The organism is Paenibacillus lignilyticus (genome assembly GCF_017942085.1).
GTDB classification, from domain to species: Bacteria; Bacillota; Bacilli; order Paenibacillales; family Paenibacillaceae; genus Paenibacillus_Z; species Paenibacillus_Z lignilyticus.
The window spans coordinates 143,986-160,960 of record NZ_JAGKSP010000010.1; the positions used below are offsets into that span (position 1 = coordinate 143,986).

Below are 16,975 nucleotides of genomic sequence, written 5' to 3' on the forward strand. Positions count from 1 at the left end.
GGACATGAACAGCAACTGGTTCCGTAAATTACTTTTATCTTATCTTCCCGTGTTTTTTGTTGTTGTCACGATATTATTTGTTGTCTTCTTCCAAACGCTTAACGAGCAGAATCGCAAAGAAGCGATTAAGGCCAATGAGTTTCTCGCCCAGCAGGTTGTAAGGTTCACGGACAACTCCCTTAAGACGCTGGATTATCGGATACTGCGAGACACGCTTTCGACTGCGGAGCTGAGGAAATTCTTTAATGCGAAGAGCGAAGACGTGTACATTAATATGCAAGCTAACACGCTCATGGATGATTGGAAGCTCAATTACTCCATCATCGATTCCGCGTATCTCATCCGGTTAAAGGATGATTTCGTTGTGGGCGATGGATCGGGCATTACTTCGGACTTTGTGGACAAGCCTTTTATAGAGCCGTACATAGAGCAGAAGCTGCCACCGGGAAAATGGACGGGAAAACGAAGCTACAAACCCTATAAGGCGGAGAAAGCCAAGGATGTTATTACGCTTGTGCAGGATTATCCGCATTTCACGACGGAGAAGAAAGGGTATATCGTCGTCAATGTCAGCTTGTCCAAACTGAAAGCCTCCGTTACGCCCATGTACAATCCGAATCTGACCTTCGTTCGCATCAGCGATAAACTGGGCAGCAGCCTTATGGATGACAGCACGGTAAGCGAAGGAAACCGAACGGTGCTTTCCCATTACGTGTCTCCGTATACAGGCTGGGAAGTCGAGAGCGGACCGGCTGATTCAGGTCTGTCGCGGCTTGTCCTCAATTTCTATAGTATTTGGGTCATCATTGCCATCGTTGCGGTTCTCTTAGGCGTCATTTGGGTCGTCCACGTGACGAGGCGCAACTATAAACCGATCAGTCAGTTGGTTTCCCTGATTCGTACCAGTGCGTTAATCAAGCCGGAGGATGGCAAAACCGGCGACAACGAATTCGGGTTTATCCGCGGTGCGCTTGAGCATCTGATGGAGGAAACGACGAAGACCAGAGAACAGAACAAAGAAACGGTTATTTTGAAGAAAAAGCATCGCTTCAATGAGGCCATCGAAGGGCGCGTGCCGATTCGGGAAACGGAATGGCAGGCGGATTTGCTTACGTACCATGTCAATCCGGCCGGTTCGAAGGCGTTTGTGTACGTGCTTGAAATCGACCGTTATCAGCAGTTTATCGAGACCTACCATCACCAGGATCAATCCATTCTCAAATTTGTCATAACCAGCGTTATGCAGGAAATGTCCGCACTAAGCGGTGCGAGTGTTTGGGCGGAGTGGATTGTGGACAGCAAGTTAGCCGCCATCGTGTGGGTGCCGGATGAAGCGGATGCGAACGCGCAGAGCGTACACATCGGCGAGCAAATCGTGGAATGGGTGCGTGGCAATTTGAGCTTCACGGTGACCATCGGCTCGGGTGCAATCGTGAGCAGTCTTGAAGGGATTCGAAGTTCGTACGAGCTTGCGGGCAACCTGCTGCAGTACAAGGCGGTGCTCGGAACGGGAAGACTGCTTCAACCTTCGGAGCTCGATGCGTCGAAGTTCCGTGTCCACGATTATTTTGGCACCATTCACTCCCTATCTCAGGCAATCAGGCTTGCTGAGAGCGGGTGGAAGAAACATTTGGACGAGCTGTTCGATCAAATCCAAGATTCCATCTCCTCACGCAAGGAGATCGAGAGTTTCCTGCAATTCCTTCACCAGCAGCTTAGCCGCGTATTCGTGGAGCTGTCCAAGGATTATCGCAATGTGTGGAAAGATGCGGGCGCGGAGCTCGTTGAACTAGGGAGAAACTGGGAGACGGCAGCCGAGCTGAAGCAGGGCTGCACGCAAATCTTCGAAGCCGCGACGGATCGCTTGCAAGCGCTCAAGGATTCCCAGCGGACGCGGGCCGTAATCGGCGACATTCGTGCCTATATCGAGGAGCATTATGCCAATCCGGAGCTCTCGCTTGATCATCTCAGCGACAAGTTCAACATTCATGCGAAGAACATCAGTAAGCTGTTCAAAGAAGAGTCGGGTGGGAATTTTGTGGATTTCTTAATCGGATTGCGAATGGATAAAGCCAAACAGCTGCTGCTCAGTACCGATATTTCGTTGCAGGAAATCAGCGTGCAGGTCGGCTACTTCAACTACAACTCATTCAACCGTGCGTTCAAGAACGTTGCGGGATTTTCTCCAAGCGATTATCGCAAGCAGCAGAAATGATGGGCATTCTATAACCTTGGGTCAAGCCGGCAGTACCGGCGGACACCAAGGTTTTTTTGCGCTTCACATCGTGGTGTAAGGTATCGTCTGCACGATATTCGGCGGTTTTCGAGGGCGAAAAAGGTCAAGTGTAGAAAATGGAGGAGTCCTCTTAATTCCCGGCGCTGAAATATCACCGATTGCACACCCCGCGAAAATAGTGGTATCGCGGAATCTTACGAATTGCCGGCGTTGTCCTCGGCGGGCTAGAATCGAGCTACCGAATACGACACTGAATTAAGGGGTAATGCGGATGGCGCAGACATGGAGCAAAATGAAGCGGAGTTGGGAGCTATACCTGCTTGTCCTTCTACCGGTACTTTATCTTATCATCTTCAAATATATACCGATGTTTGGAGTCATTATCGCGTTTAAAGATTTTAATGTCATTAAAGGGATCCTGGGCAGCCCGTGGGTCGGGTTTAAACACTTTGATAATTTGTTTAGCTCGCCGAACTTTCCTATCCTCATCAAGAACACGCTGATCATCAGTTTCTACTCGCTCTTGGCAGGATTCCCGATACCGATTCTGCTGGCGCTGGCATTAAATGAAATTCGGACAGGCTTCTTTAAACGGTCGGTTCAAATGATCACTTACGCGCCTCACTTTATTTCGACGGTTATTATGGTATCGATTATCATTCTGATGCTTTCCCCGCATGTTGGGGTAATTGACAGAGTCTTGTCCTTCTTAGGATGGGAGTCCATTAACTTCATGGGTGAGCCCAAACTATTCAAATCGATTTATGTTTGGTCCGGCGTATGGCAGGAAATGGGTTATGCATCCATTATCTATATCGCGGCATTGGCCAGCGTCGATCCTTCGCTCTATGAAGCGGCACGCATGGATGGCGCATCTCGATTCAAGAAAATCATTCATATCGACTTACCGTCACTACTCCCGATTACGATTACGCTGCTCATTCTAAGTCTGGGCAACGTCATGGCGGTCGGCTTTGAGAAAATCTTCTTAATGCAAAACTCGCTGAACTTGAGTACGTCCGAGGTTATCTCGACTTATGTGTATAAGGTCGGTTTGCTCGGAGCGAACTTCAGCTTCTCCTCTGCGGTTGGATTATTCAACTCCGTCATTAACTTGATTCTGCTTGTCGGCGTAAACGCAGTAGCACGCAGAGTTTCACAAAACAGCTTGTGGTAGAAAGGCGGCCGTCTATGTTAATCAAACAAAAAATCAGAGAACCCTTCGGCGACCGCGTTTTGCTGATCTCTCTTTATCTCTTGCTTGCAGCGATTACACTGACCGTGCTGTATCCGCTGCTCTATATTTTCAGTTCATCGCTCAGCTCGCCTGATGCCGTTGTTTCAGGGAAAGTGTGGCTGTTCCCGGTCGACTTCTCCTTCAGAGCCTATAAGTCGATTTTCCAAAGCTCGCAGCTGATGACAGGCTATTATAACAGCTTTATTTATACGATTTTCGGAACGCTGATTAACGTCACCTTTACCGTGCTCATGGCCTTCCCGCTGTCGCAGCGGACGATGCCGGGGCGCAAATACATCATGATTCTCATGATGGTCACGTTATTTTTTAGCGGCGGACTCATACCAACGTACTTGCTGGTAAAAAATTTACACATGCTGGATACGCGCTGGGCGCTGTGGCTCCCCGGAGCATTCTCGATTTTCCAAGTTATCATTGCCAGAACTTTCTTCCAATCTTCGATTCCGTCGGAGCTGCAAGAGGCTTCCCAGATGGACGGCTGCCGAGATCTTCGTTACTTGTGGAGCATCGTATTGCCATTGTCCAAACCGGTCCTGGCCGTTATGACGCTGATGTATGCGGTAGGCCACTGGAATGCTTACTTTGATGCCCTGATCTACTTGAGATCGGAACATCTTTTCCCGCTGCAATATGTCCTTCGCAACATGCTGATTCTTAACGCAGCTGATCCGGCGATGCTGGCGAATACCGCGCAGAGTCTTCGGGACAAGGGCTTCGAGCAGGTGCTGAAATATGCGCTGATCGTCGTAGCGTGCGTACCTGTTCTCATCATGTATCCTTTCGTGCAAAAGCATTTCGTCAAAGGTGTTATGGTTGGTTCCCTAAAGGGCTAACTTCAGCAATAGCGTGAACTAATGGTGGAGGTGGGGCAACGACATCATCGATCTGACTTAAGCGTGTTGGCAATCAGGGGGAACTGCTCGGGAAGCTCGAGCAGCTGCAACGAAACAATTCATTCTAGGAGGAGTTCGTTTTGAAAAAGTCCATCTGGGTATCACTCATGATCGTATTGATCAGCAGTATCGTTCTTTCCGCATGTGGCAGCAACAACAAAGAGAATGCCGGTGCAGGCAATGAAACAAAAGGCAACAACGCAGCTACTGAAGCATCGGGACCTATCGATATCGGATTTTTTGCGCCGCAGGGCAAAGCACCGCTTGAAGACAATGAGTACACGAAGCTTGTGGAAGAGAAATTCAATGTCAAAATCAAGTGGGATGTCGCTCCTACCGATGCACTTGTAGACCGTAGACAGCTGCTGCTTGCAAGCGGCGACTATCCGGAAGTGTTCCTGGAAGCGAAATTCACGACCGGCGACTTGATGACATACGGCAAACAAGGCGTGCTGATTCCGCTTAACGATCTCATTGACAAGTATGCGCCGAATTTGAAGGCGATGATGGAGAAGAAGCCTTACCTGAAAGAAGCGATGACAGCTCCGGACGGCAACATTTACGGCATTGCACGCTTGAATGAATGTTACCACTGTACGCATGCACAGAAGTTCTGGATGAACAAGGCTTGGCTGGATAAATTGGGACTTGCAGTTCCTACAACGACTGACGAGCTGTATAATGTTCTCAAAGCTTTCAAGACGAAAGATCCGAACGGCAACGGCAAGGCGGATGAAATTCCATTGACAGGTGCTCCGAACAAATCGGTCTGGAACGGAAATATCGATTCTTATCTGATGAATTCATTTATTTATAACGATAACGACAAGTATTTAACGGTAACGGATGGTAAAGTAGACTTTGCAGCGAACAAGCCGGAGTGGAAAGAAGGCTTGGCCTATATGCACAAGCTGTACGCCGAAGGTTTGATCGACAAAGCATCGTTCACGCAGAATGATCAAGCGGTTGGTCAGCTAGGCCAACGTGAAGGCGATGAGATTGTAGGTTCCATCACGACTGCGCTAGTCAGCTACCTGGTTAAAGCTTACGAAGATACGGATGAGCGTCAAAAGCACTGGGTTATCGTACCACCGGTAAAAGGACCGAGCGGTGTTCAGCTTGCAGGTACGTCGCAAGGCATCAGCGAGTTCCCAATGGCGATTACGAACAAAGCATCTGAAGCACAGCAAATCGCCGCAATCAAAATCATCGACTACGCATACAGCGAAGAAGGCGCACTGTTCAGCGAATATGGCGCTAAAGAAGGCATCGGCTGGAAGACAGCGGAAGCAGGCGAACTTAACATTACCGGTCAACCTGCGAAGTACAGCTTCTCCGGATTGCAGCCTGTAGACGAGAATGTGGTTCGTAACGACAGCTGGTCCCTTCTTGGACCTAAAGATCTGTCGAAGGAATTCCGCGATTTGTTCGCGACAGCTCAAGACCCGCTTACAGCTGCAGGTTATGAGAAACGTCTTGCAGATGCAACGGCAGCATACGATGCATATGCACCGAAGGAAACATACCCATCCGGCGCTTACGTGAAAGCGGAAGACACGGATACAATCGCGCAATTGGCGACTTCCATCAAGGATTATGTCAATTCGAACATGGCACAGTTCATCATCGGCGACAAGGACATTGAGAAAGATTGGGATGCTTACGTGAAAGGGTTCGACGGTTTGAACCTGCCGCAATACATCCAAATTTATCAATCCGCGATTGAAAAGAAATAAATCAAACAACAAGGAAGTATTCCTTCGGGCGTACTTCCTTGTGTTTTCTTGTAGGGACAGAAGGAGGAAGGTACTATGCGATACAAAGACGCTTCGCTTACAGTCTCTGAACGGGTAAGTGATTTGCTGGCACGCATGACAGTTGAAGAGAAGATCGGCCAGATGACGCAGCCATTCGGGTGGAAAACGTATCATAAGAAGGCCGATGGCACGATCGAGCTGGATGCCGACTTTCAGGAACAGGTTAAGAAAGGCGGCATCGGCTCCCTCTATGGCACGCTTCGTGCGGATCCGTGGACAGAGGTAACGCTTGAGAACGGACTTTCGCCGGAGCAAGGCGCGCGCGCGGTTAATGAAATCCAGCGCTTCGCCATGGAACAGTCCAGACTCGGCATTCCGATTCTGTTTGGCGAAGAGTGCTCGCACGGTCATATGGCGATTGGCGCTACCGTATTTCCGGTTCCGCTTCTGATCGGAAGCGCATGGAATGTGGAGCTGTACCGCGAGATGTGCCGCGCCGTGGCGCTCGAAACCCGCAGCCAAGGCGGGGCCGCTACGTATTCGCCGGTGCTCGACGTCGTTCGCGATCCGCGCTGGGGCAGAACCGAGGAGTGCTTCGGGGAAGACCCGTTCATGATCGGGGAGCTGGCGGCTGCGGCTGTACAGGGATTGCAAGGGGAGCGGCTTGATGGAGAAGGAAGCTTGATCGCCACGTTGAAGCATTTTGTCGGCTATGGCGCCTCAGAGGGAGGACGCAATGCCGGACCTGCCCACATGGGGAAACGGGAGCTGCACGAAGTCGACTTACTGCCGTTTCGTAAAGGCGTCGAAGCCGGTGCGAAGTCGATCATGCCGGCTTATAACGAGATCGACGGCGTGCCTTGCACGTCGAATGCCGAACTGCTGCAGCAAGTGCTCCGCGAAGAATGGGGCTTTGACGGGTTCGTCATTACCGATTGCGGAGCGATCAATATGCTGGCTTGGGGACATGACGTCGCGGAGAACGGCGAAGAGGCTTCGGCGATCTCGCTCAAGGCGGGCATCGATATGGAGATGTCGGGGGCGATGTTCGCCGGGCATCTTCATTCTGCGCTGCGCAGCGGCTTAGTTGAAGAAGCGGATCTCGATGTGGCCGTTGGGCGGATTCTGAAGGCCAAATTCGAGCTCGGATTGTTTGATCGTGCTTACGTTGATCCGGCTGCGGCCGCGCGGGTTATCGGTTGCCCGGAGCATGCAGAGCTGGCGCGCGAGGTCGCTCGCCAAGGCATCATCCTGCTGAAGAACGAAGGCGCGGCGTTGCCGCTGTCTAAGGCAGCATCAGGCAAAATCGCCGTGATCGGTCCCAATGCCGATCACATCTATAATCAGCTTGGCGATTACACGTCGCCGCAGCCGCGCGAGCAGATCGTTACGCTGCTTGACGGCATTAAGGCAGCGCTCGGCGAAGAAGCGCAGGACCGTGTGCTCTACGCCCCGGGCTGTAGAATTCAAGGCGATTCCAAGGAAGGCTTCGCTTCCGCCCTTGCTTGCGCGGAGCAAGCCGATGTTGTCGTACTGGCGCTTGGCGGCTCCAGTGCGCGGGATTTCGGCGAAGGCACCATCGACTTGCGCACGGGCGCATCCGTTGTGTCCGACCTGGCTTGGAGCGATATGGAATGCGGCGAGGGGATCGATCGCACCGGACTTCATTTGATGGGCGTTCAGCTTACGCTGGCGCAGGAAATTCATAAATTGGGCAAGAAACTCGTTGTCGTCTATATCAACGGCCGTCCGATTGTAGAGCCGTGGATCGACGAGCATGCCGATGCTATTCTTGAAGCCTGGTACCCCGGGCAAGAAGGCGGCGCAGCGCTTGCCGATATTCTGTTCGGCGACGTGAATCCGTCCGGCAGGCTGACGATATCGGTGCCGAAGCATGTCGGCCAGCTTCCGGTCTACTATAACGGCAAACGCAGCCGGGGCAAGCGGTATTTGGAAATGGATGCAAAGCCGCGTTATCCGTTTGGCTTCGGGCTCAGCTACACGACGTTCGAATATAGCGAGCTAACCGTATTCCCGGAAGTCGTATCACCCGATGGGAAAGCAGTCGTTAACGTAAACGTATCCAATACCGGCAATGTCGCAGGCACCGAGGTCGTTCAGTTCTATATTTCCGACAAAGTAAGCTCCATCACTCGGCCGGGGAAAGAACTGAAAGGCTTTGAGCGCGTGGATCTTAAGCCGGGAGAAACGAAGACGGTCAGCTTCATCGTAAAGAAGGAACATCTGCAGATGCTGGATGCGAACCTGAAGCCGTTTGTGGAAGCAGGGGAATTCCTGATGATGATCGGAAGAAACGCGGAAGACGTAATCAGCACATCCTTGCATGTGCGAAGTGAGGTGTAGGAGATGTATCGCATTCATCGTTTTATTCGCAACTTGTCGGAGCGCCAATGGGCAGAGGCTTCGACCTTGCTGGATTGGGAGATGAGAAAGGTTCGCTACGGCCTTCCGGGCGAATATGAGACGCTTCCGGGCGGGGAGCCCCGTATTCTGAAGGATACGCGCTTGGATGGGAAACATGGCATTACTTATTTTCTGAAGAAGCAAATCTCGATTCCGGCTCATTGGGAGGACGGCACGGCCGGTTTGACGATGAGCGGCGGCGGCGAAGGCCTGCTGCGCGTGAACGGCGCGTCTTACCAGGGGCTGGACCGCAATCATGACTTCGTTCCGCTGTATCTGAAAGGAGCAGGCCGCGAGCCGCTGCTTGAGATCGAGCTGTTCGACCCGATTCCGGAGCCGGTTGATCCGCTGAACAACCAAGCGCCGGTTGTTTCGCCGGTAACGAATTATGAGGTGAAGCTGGTTCGCGTCAACAAACCTGCGCAGAGTCTGCTATACAGCGTTCAAGCGGTATTCGAAACGATGCGTCTGCTGCCGGAACAGGACTACAGCCGCCAGCAGATGATGGACGCGCTGTATGGGACGATGAATGAAGCGGAGCAATTGCCGGAGGATAGCTGGCACAGCCCGGAGCTGGTCGCTGCCATTGAGCAGGGGCTTCGTGACCGGATCGGCGAACGGTTCCCGGCAAGTCAGGCGCAAGGTAAGATGCATATGGTCGGCCAGTCCCATATCGATATTGCTTGGCTGTGGCCTGTTCGGGAGACGGTGCGCAAAGCGAGCCGTACCTTCTCGACGATGACGTCGCTGATGGAGGAATACCCGGAGTTCATCTATTCTCAAAGCCAGCCGCTTCTGTATGCGTTTGTGAAAGAGCATGATCCTGCCCTCTATGCGAAAATCAAACAAGCCGTAGCGGACGACCGCTGGGAGCTCGTCGGGGGGATGTGGGTCGAGCCGGATCTTAACATTCCAAGCGGGGAGTCACTTGTTCGTCAAATGCTGTACGGACAGCTCTTCTACCGCGACGAGTTCAACAAGAGCTCGGCAATCGAATGGCTGCCCGATACGTTCGGCTATTGCGCTTCGCTGCCTCAGCTGCTGAAGCTGGCGGGGGTCGATTACTTCATGACGACCAAGCTGAACTGGAACGATACGAACAAATTCCCGCATGAGCTGTTCCGCTGGGTCGGCATCGACGGGACTGCCATCGTCTCTTATTTGAACCACGGGATTAACGAGCATACGAGACCGAAAGACGTGGAGGAGCACTGGAGAGAGTATCGTCAGAAGGATAAGCTGAATGAGCTGATGCTGCTGTACGGACATGGCGACGGCGGCGGCGGGGTGACGCGCGAAATGATTGAATTCGCGAAGCGCGGCTCACTGATGCCGGGTCTTCCGGCAAGCAGCTTCAGCACGGCGGCGGCCTTCTTCGAATCCGTGGAGGAAGTCTCGCACACCTTGCCGGAGTGGCATGGGGACTTGTATCTGGAGCTGCATCGCGGCACCTTGACGACGCATGGCCGCAATAAGAGAAGCAACCGTAAAGCGGAGGTGCTGTACCGCGAAGCGGAAATTTGGAGCTCGCTGGCCCATGCCTATACGGGTGTTGACGGTAATACGGCTTCGCTTGCCGAAGGCTGGAAGCTGATGATGCTCAACCAGTTCCATGACATTATTCCGGGGACCGCGATTACGGAAACGTATGTCACGTCAGCTGCGGAATACGAGCGGATCTTCGCGCTCGGCAACCAAGGGCTCTCGCAAGCGATGCTGACAGTTGCCGGAGAGATTGGCGCGGTCGGCGAAGGAACACCGTACGCCGTATTCAATAGTCTTGGTTGGAAGCGCGATGAAACGGTCGTGCTGGAGGTCGACGCACATCAAGCGGGCGTCTGCGCGTTTGATGAAGCGGGCAATCGCCTGCCTTGTGATCAGGTAGAGCTGGCGTGCGGCAAGTTCCGGTTGTCGATTGCCGTCTCCGCCATCCCGGCATTCGGCTACAAAACGATCTGGCTGCTGGAGTCCGAAGGTGCTGAAGCGAAGCAGCATCAAGTAAGCGCGGTTGGTAATGCTGCTTCTCTGGACGAGTGGGAAACGGTTCATTACAAGCTGGCATTCAATGAGCGCGGGGAAATCGTCCGTTGGCTCGACAAAGCGGCGAACCGCGAACTGTTGCCTAAGGGTGCGAAGGCGAATGAACTGCAGTTCTTCCACGACAGACCGCTGTACTGGGATGCATGGGATATCGATCCTAAATTCGAGCAGTTCAGAGCAGGCGAGGCGGAGCTGATTTCGAAGCAGCTGGTGCTCTCCGGCGAAGCGCTTGATGTCATTCGTTTCGAGTGGCGGCTGGGCGAATCCGTGATTTCACAGGATCTGATGCTGTACCACCATCAGAAACGGGTTGATTTCAAGACGCGGGTACAGTGGAACGAGAGCCACAAACTGCTGAAGGTTGCTTTCCCTGTGGACGTTCTGACGACGAAAGCGTCGTATGAAATTCCGTTTGGCGCCATGGAGCGTCCGACCCACCGCAACACGAGCTGGGAGCAGGCGCAATTCGAAGTCTGCGGCCATCGCTGGGCGGATTTATCGGAGGGCGGCTACGGCGTCAGCCTGCTGAACGATTGCAAATACGGCTACGACGTGAAAGACGGCGTGCTGCGCCTGTCCTTGCTCCGCGCTCCGAAATGGCCGGATAATACCGCGGATCTGGGCGAGCATGAGTTCACGTATTCCTTGTTCCCGCATGAACAGGACTGGCGTCAGGCGGAGGTTGTGCGCAGGGCGGCGGAACTGAACCATCCGGCGATTGCCCTTCGTCTTCCGGAGAGCAGCGGATCGGCAAATGCCTTGCCGTCATCGTATTCCATGCTGCAGCTGGACAGCCGCACGGTGCTGCTGGATACCGTCAAACCGGCAGAGCGCGGTGCAGGAACCATTCTCCGTTTCTATGAATCGACGGGAAGCCGCGATCAAGTGAAGGTACAGCTGCCGGCAGGCACGAAGCGGGCGAGCATCGTCAATCTGCTGGAGGATGAGCTGGAACCGTGCACGATCGGTGCGAACGGCGTGCTTACGCTGTCGTTTAAACCGTACGAGATCCAAACGGTTCGATTCGAATAACCGTAATTGTGTATGAATCAAAGAAGAGCTGTCCCCCATGGGGGACAGCTCTTCTTTGATAAGGCAATGGTTGGTTGCGAGAATGATCGGCATGGATCATCTAAAGTTGCAGAAAATGCAACATTTCAGCTAGCTGGGTGGTCGAAACGACCTAATGTTGCGTAAAAGGCAACATTTCAATGCGAATTGGCGGCCAAGTGGCGGCTGGAGAGGAATTTGTTGCAAATCAAGCGCGGCGTCAACTATAGAAGAAATGTTGCAATATAGGCAACATTTCAAGAAGACGAGCAGAACAGAAAAGTAGAACCGCAGCAGGTTTGCAGAAGTTTGCAGCCCAGACCAACAGACAACCTAGCAGCACAGCCCAGCAGAACTGCAGCAGATCAGCCCAGCACAGCTCGATAGAGCAGCCCAGGGGACCAACAACCCTGCAGAGCATTCCCGCTACGCTACCTTCTGCGAATTTCGAAGAACTCGCAGGCGTTGCGGTCGTGGTAAGCGACATCGCTGACACTGGATTGGCTGACGACGGTCGTGTCGTCGAAGCGGATTATGATGCCGTCGGAATCGACGATATGGTCGTCTTTATAGACGCGAAGCTTGTATTGGCGCTCCATCGCCTCGGTGAAATCGTCATCCGTCAGGAGACGGCGGTACAAGGCCATGATAAGCCCTCCTTCCTCAGCTCAGCTTCCCGTACTCGTACTAGAGATTGCGCTCGAAGTGGTATTCCATATCTCCGGCCATTGCGGCAGGCGTATCGCCCGTAACACGGAAATCATGGCTGTGCAGCAGCTTGAAATCGCCGAAATCAACCTGCTTATAGAACTCGAAGCAAGGGAACCCGTCATGACTGCCCTTCACTTCGACTTGGCCCGTTTCTTCGCGAACGGTCACTCGGAGTTCATAATCGACTGCCGGAGCAGCCGGGCGAAGGGGATTGGCGGCAGTCGCTTTCATGATGAAGGAAACCGATGAAGCGTCCCAAGTTTCATCCGAGACGGTCACGCCATCGGCAGATGCTTTGCCTTGCTTAAACTCCGATATGCCATCCGGCTTAGTCACGCGCAGCGTAGTAGTGCCGGTATCTGCGAACGCGAACAGCTTGCGTTTCACGAAATCAACGACAACCTCTTGCTCCACGCGGGATCGCCCCGTATGCACGGCATGAGGCGTGAATTCCCGCGCATCACCCGCATATTCATGGATCAGGCCGGTTTCGGGGTCGGTCATCGCAGGGAGCCACTGCAAGCCGCCGATAAATACACTGCCTCGTATTTTCACAATTGCAACCATTTGTTGATTTTTCCTCACTTTCGGCATTTGCTCCGCTTATTTTAGCATAGAAATGACCCCGATCCTGCAGCTTGTCCGAAAAATTCACATAACTTCCAGCATTCCGGGATACAGTAACCTCTGTATGGTTCCAATATGCAGCAGGCAACATGCGAGAAGAAAGTGGTGAACATCGAACAACATGCACAAACCAAACCGTCTTCGCCCACAAGCTTGGGTTTCTCTGTTGGCGTCGCTTGTCCTCATGCTATCCGTTGCAGGAACGGCAATGGCATCGGAATCGATCGGTGCGCCGGGAGGCCCCTTTCATTTTGGATTCAAGAAGAGCGTCGGCGGCTCGCTGCCCTCGATTAGAGAAGAAGGCTTTCAGCCGATTCTGGAGCAGCACGGGGCGATCTTCCTTGGCGATACGAAACAAAGAGAGCTGTATCTGACCTTCGATAACGGCTACGAGAACGGCTACACAAGCCGCATCCTGGATGTCTTGAAGGAGAAAGGCGTGCCGGCGATCTTCTTCGTAACCGGTCATTATGTCAAGGACAAGCCCGATCTGGTTAAGCGGATGGCCGCGGATGGCCATCTGATCGGCAACCACTCCTGGAGCCACCCGGATATGAGCGTCATTCCGAGCAGCCAGATCCAAACGGAGCTCGCCAAAGTGAAGATGGCCGTAGCGGAGCTGACCGGGCAGCAGGAGATGCGGTTTCTTCGTCCGCCGCGGGGGATCTTCAATAGTCGGGTGCTGGCCGTCAGCAAGGAGCAGGGGTATACGAGTGTGTTCTGGTCCGTCGCCTATAGGGATTGGGAGCCCAATGCTCAGCGCGGCTGGCGTTATGCCTATGATAACGTCATGAAGCAGCTTCATCCGGGAGCGGTCATTCTGCTGCACAGCGTGTCCAAGGACAACACCGAAGCGTTACCTCAAATCATTGATGCGGCAAGGCAGCAAGGCTATACCTTTAAGCCGCTTAATGAATTGGAGACCAAGAGTTATTAACCGTATAAAAGAAGACGACGTGAAGAGAGGTGCGAAGCAGGCACCTCTTTTTTATTTGTCGACAAGCAGAGGGAATTATCGAAATATGTCGAATATTGGATGGAAATATTCAATCCAGCGGACAGCAGGAAGGTGAGCATCAATGATAAAAGATTTGGTTGTTAACGCCGCATTCATGACCATGATCACTTTTTTCTCCAGCAAGCTGTTTGCCGCAAACCGAAAAAATAGCAAGTGGAAAGAAATCCTTAAATTAGGCATCGTGCAAGGGATTCTCGGCTGCATTTTGGTCTACTACGGCGTTCGGCTCAGCGATAGCATTGTCATCGATTTACGTTATGTTCCGGTTTTGATGGCGACTTATTTCGGAGGCTTTGGGGCTGCGGCGATAGCCGGAGCATTGGTCATTCTATATCGAATGACGGTGTCACCGTTTGGGATCGGCACCATTACGGCGATTGTGACGATGCTGGTTTATGTAGGCGGGGTCGGATTCATTATGCTGCGTGTCCAAAGCCTCCTCCGCCAGTGGGCGTATGCGACCCTGTTCAGCGGAATAGCATTCTTGATTATCGGTACGCAAATGATTCGAATTCCGGTGAACATCCTGTTGATTCTCAGCACGGCGAACACGCTGGGCTGTTACGCGATGATTTATTTCCGATCTTATATTATCCGTGCGGGCGAGCTCGAGCAGAAGAATCTCCGCGCAAGCGAAGAGCTGCATCGGCTGCTGCACCTCCAATCCGGGATGACGGCGAAGATCATTCGGGACAGCCACGGGGATTATCGCTATTCCTTAATTGAAGGGCAGCTGCTGCTCAAACAAGGCTGGAATGGTGGCGAGATAACGGGCAAGCGGCCCAATGATTTGGCGGGGCTGAGCCAAGAGCATGTTGAGCTGGTCTCGGCCATTTACGATCGAGCTTTCAAAGGCGAGGAGGTCAGGTACGAGTCCGGCTTTAACGGATTTCGGACGTTTAACATCGTGCAGCCGATCTTTAAGGACGGACAAGTCACGGAGATCATTCTCTCCAGCACCGATATTACGAATTGGAAGCAAGCGGAAGATGATCTGCGCGAGAGCGAAGAGCGTTACCGGACCATCGTGGAGAATTCGAACGATATCTTCATTACGTTCAATTGTGAGGGGACGATTCTGTCGGTTAACGCGAAGCTGGCCCGGCTGCTGGACCTGAATATGGAGAGAATCGAAGGCAAACGGCTCACGGATTTGGTCCGCATCGGCAAAGAGGAAGAGTGGGATCGGTATTTCCGCGAAGGGGTGGAGACGAAAGAGATGCAGCGCTTCGAGCTGGATCTTAACTTCGAGGGCCAATCCCCGCGGAGCTTCTCCGTTACGATTCTGCCTATGACCGTGAAGGGGAAGATACGGATCAAGGTCACCTTCCATGACTTGACCGACTGGAAGCTCAAACGCGAGGCCGATGGGGCGAACAAAGCGAAGAGCCAGTTCCTGGCGCAGATGAGCCACGAGATTCGAACGCCGATCAATGCCATTCTGGGGCTTAATTATTTGCTGCAGAAGACGGAGCTCTCGGACAGACAGAAGGACTATGTCAACAAATCGATTTTATCGACGAGAAGCTTGCTCAATATTATCGATGACATTCTTGATTTCTCCAAAATCGAAGCGAACAAGATCGTGCTCGAGCAGATTGCTTTTGACCTGTACGAGGTGATTCATGATCTCTCCAATATCGTGGCGGTTAAGGCCTACGAGAAGGAGCTGAAGCTGCATTTTGCGATCAATCACCGGGTGCCGCAAATGCTGAGCGGCGATCCGCTTCGCTTGAAGCAAGTCCTGCTTAACCTCGTTAACAATGCCGTGAAGTTTACGCACCAAGGGGAAGTAGCGGTTTCCATTGATTTTGTGAAAAGCAATGAGCATGATGTTACGCTTCATTTTGCAGTGAGCGATACCGGTATCGGCATCAGTTCGGAGCAGCAGAAGAAGCTGTTCCATAACTTCACGCAGGCGGACATGTCGACGACGCGGCGATATGGCGGGACGGGACTCGGACTTGTCATCAGTCAGAAATTCGTCGAGCTGATGAACGGCAAGCTTGAGGTGGAAAGCACGCCGGGCGTAGGCAGCTGCTTCTCCTTCGTGGCTGAATTCAGAAGCACGGATGCACCGGTTATGCGGCAGGGGCTGGAGCTGGATATGAAGTTTCTGCGCGTGCTGCTCATTTGCGATAATTCGGAGATGCAGCAGGTGCTGCGCAACCAGCTGGAGCAGTTTAAGTTTATCGTCAGCCTGGCTGCGTCGGAGCAAGAAGCGATCTATACCCTATCGATGCATAACCGATATGACTTGATTATGGTGGATTGGAAGCTGCAGGCCGGAGATGCGGTGCTGCTCGCGGAGCGGATCAAACGAGATTTACCCGACAAATCGCAGTCTATTGTACTTACGAGCGCCTACCACGAGATGGAGCTGCAGAAGGGGGTGCCGTCCCCGGCGATCGAGAAGGTGTTCTTCTATCCCATTAGCCAGTCGCATCTGTTCGATGAAGTGATTTCGCTGATGAAGCCGCAAGCCGTTGGGAAGCCGCTCGAGACGGAAAATGCGGAGATTGCGGAGAAATATGCGCTGCTTCGCGGCGCTTCCGTGCTGCTGGTGGAGGATAATGCAATCAATCAGCTCGTTGCGATGGAGCTGCTCAAGGGAATGGGCATGGTCATCGATGTCGTCGATAACGGCGAGGAAGCGGTGAACCGCGTGCGCGGCAAGCGATACGATGTTATTTTGATGGATTTGCAGATGCCGATTATGGATGGATACGAATCTACAAGACTTATCCGGCAGATTGAGCATGCGAAGCAAACGCCGATTATTGCGATGACCGCGGATGCGATGAAGGGCGTGCAGGAAGAAGTGCTTGAAGCGGGGATGGACTATTATTTGACCAAACCGTTTGATCCGGCTCTGATCTATACGGTGCTGCTGCAATCTTTGCAGAAAATCGCTTAGCAGGGTGCAGAAACCGGGAATAATTCAGCACTACAGATGAGCTG

At 52.7% G+C, this 16,975-nt stretch carries 10 protein-coding genes; 8 read left to right on the top strand and 2 right to left on the bottom strand.

What is annotated here, in order from left to right; translation table 11 throughout:
- Window positions 1-4 precede the first annotated feature (4 nt).
- The 6 genes from I8J30_RS22085 (at window position 5) to I8J30_RS22110 (ending at window position 11,640) form a co-directional block, all read left to right on the top strand.
- Window positions 5-2,215 (top strand): helix-turn-helix domain-containing protein, encoded by a 2,211-nt coding sequence (locus tag I8J30_RS22085; RefSeq protein ID WP_210661786.1) that lies wholly within the window; start codon window positions 5-7, stop codon window positions 2,213-2,215.
- A 292-nt stretch (window positions 2,216-2,507) separates the two neighbouring features.
- Window positions 2,508-3,413: an ABC transporter permease gene (locus I8J30_RS22090; protein WP_338044917.1), complete on the top strand. Its 906-nt coding sequence runs from the start codon at window positions 2,508-2,510 to the stop codon at window positions 3,411-3,413.
- 14 nt (window positions 3,414-3,427) lie between these two features.
- A complete protein-coding gene (locus I8J30_RS22095) occupies window positions 3,428-4,327 on the top strand; it encodes a carbohydrate ABC transporter permease (protein WP_210661788.1) in 900 nt (299 codons plus the stop codon).
- 140 nt (window positions 4,328-4,467) lie between these two features.
- Window positions 4,468-6,123, top strand: a complete 1,656-nt coding sequence (locus I8J30_RS22100; RefSeq protein ID WP_240548277.1) for a type 2 periplasmic-binding domain-containing protein — start codon at window positions 4,468-4,470, stop codon at window positions 6,121-6,123.
- 75 nt (window positions 6,124-6,198) lie between these two features.
- Window positions 6,199-8,508, top strand: coding sequence for a glycoside hydrolase family 3 N-terminal domain-containing protein (locus tag I8J30_RS22105; RefSeq protein ID WP_210661790.1), 2,310 nt, complete (start codon window positions 6,199-6,201; stop codon window positions 8,506-8,508).
- A 3-nt stretch (window positions 8,509-8,511) separates the two neighbouring features.
- On the top strand, window positions 8,512-11,640 hold the full coding sequence (locus tag I8J30_RS22110; RefSeq protein ID WP_210661792.1) for an alpha-mannosidase: 3,129 nt from the start codon (window positions 8,512-8,514) through the stop codon (window positions 11,638-11,640).
- A 449-nt stretch (window positions 11,641-12,089) separates the two neighbouring features.
- On the opposite strand, the gene I8J30_RS22115 is transcribed toward I8J30_RS22110, so the two are convergent.
- Both I8J30_RS22115 and I8J30_RS22120 read right to left on the bottom strand, forming a co-directional pair.
- A complete protein-coding gene (locus I8J30_RS22115) occupies window positions 12,090-12,305 on the bottom strand; it encodes a hypothetical protein (RefSeq protein WP_210661794.1) in 216 nt (71 codons plus the stop codon).
- A 40-nt stretch (window positions 12,306-12,345) separates the two neighbouring features.
- Window positions 12,346-12,936: a DUF3238 domain-containing protein gene (locus I8J30_RS22120; RefSeq protein ID WP_210661796.1), complete on the bottom strand. Its 591-nt coding sequence runs from the start codon at window positions 12,934-12,936 to the stop codon at window positions 12,346-12,348.
- A 181-nt stretch (window positions 12,937-13,117) separates the two neighbouring features.
- On the opposite strand from I8J30_RS22120, the gene pdaA reads away from it, so the two are divergent.
- The gene (gene pdaA, locus I8J30_RS22125) at window positions 13,118-13,933 is read left to right on the top strand and encodes a delta-lactam-biosynthetic de-N-acetylase (protein ID WP_210661798.1); all 816 of its coding nucleotides are present in this window, start codon (window positions 13,118-13,120) and stop codon (window positions 13,931-13,933) included.
- Window positions 13,934-14,075: 142 nt separating this feature from the next.
- A complete protein-coding gene (locus I8J30_RS22130; RefSeq protein ID WP_210661800.1) occupies window positions 14,076-16,931 on the top strand; it encodes a PAS domain-containing hybrid sensor histidine kinase/response regulator in 2,856 nt (951 codons plus the stop codon).
- Window positions 16,932-16,975: the final 44 nt, after the last annotated feature.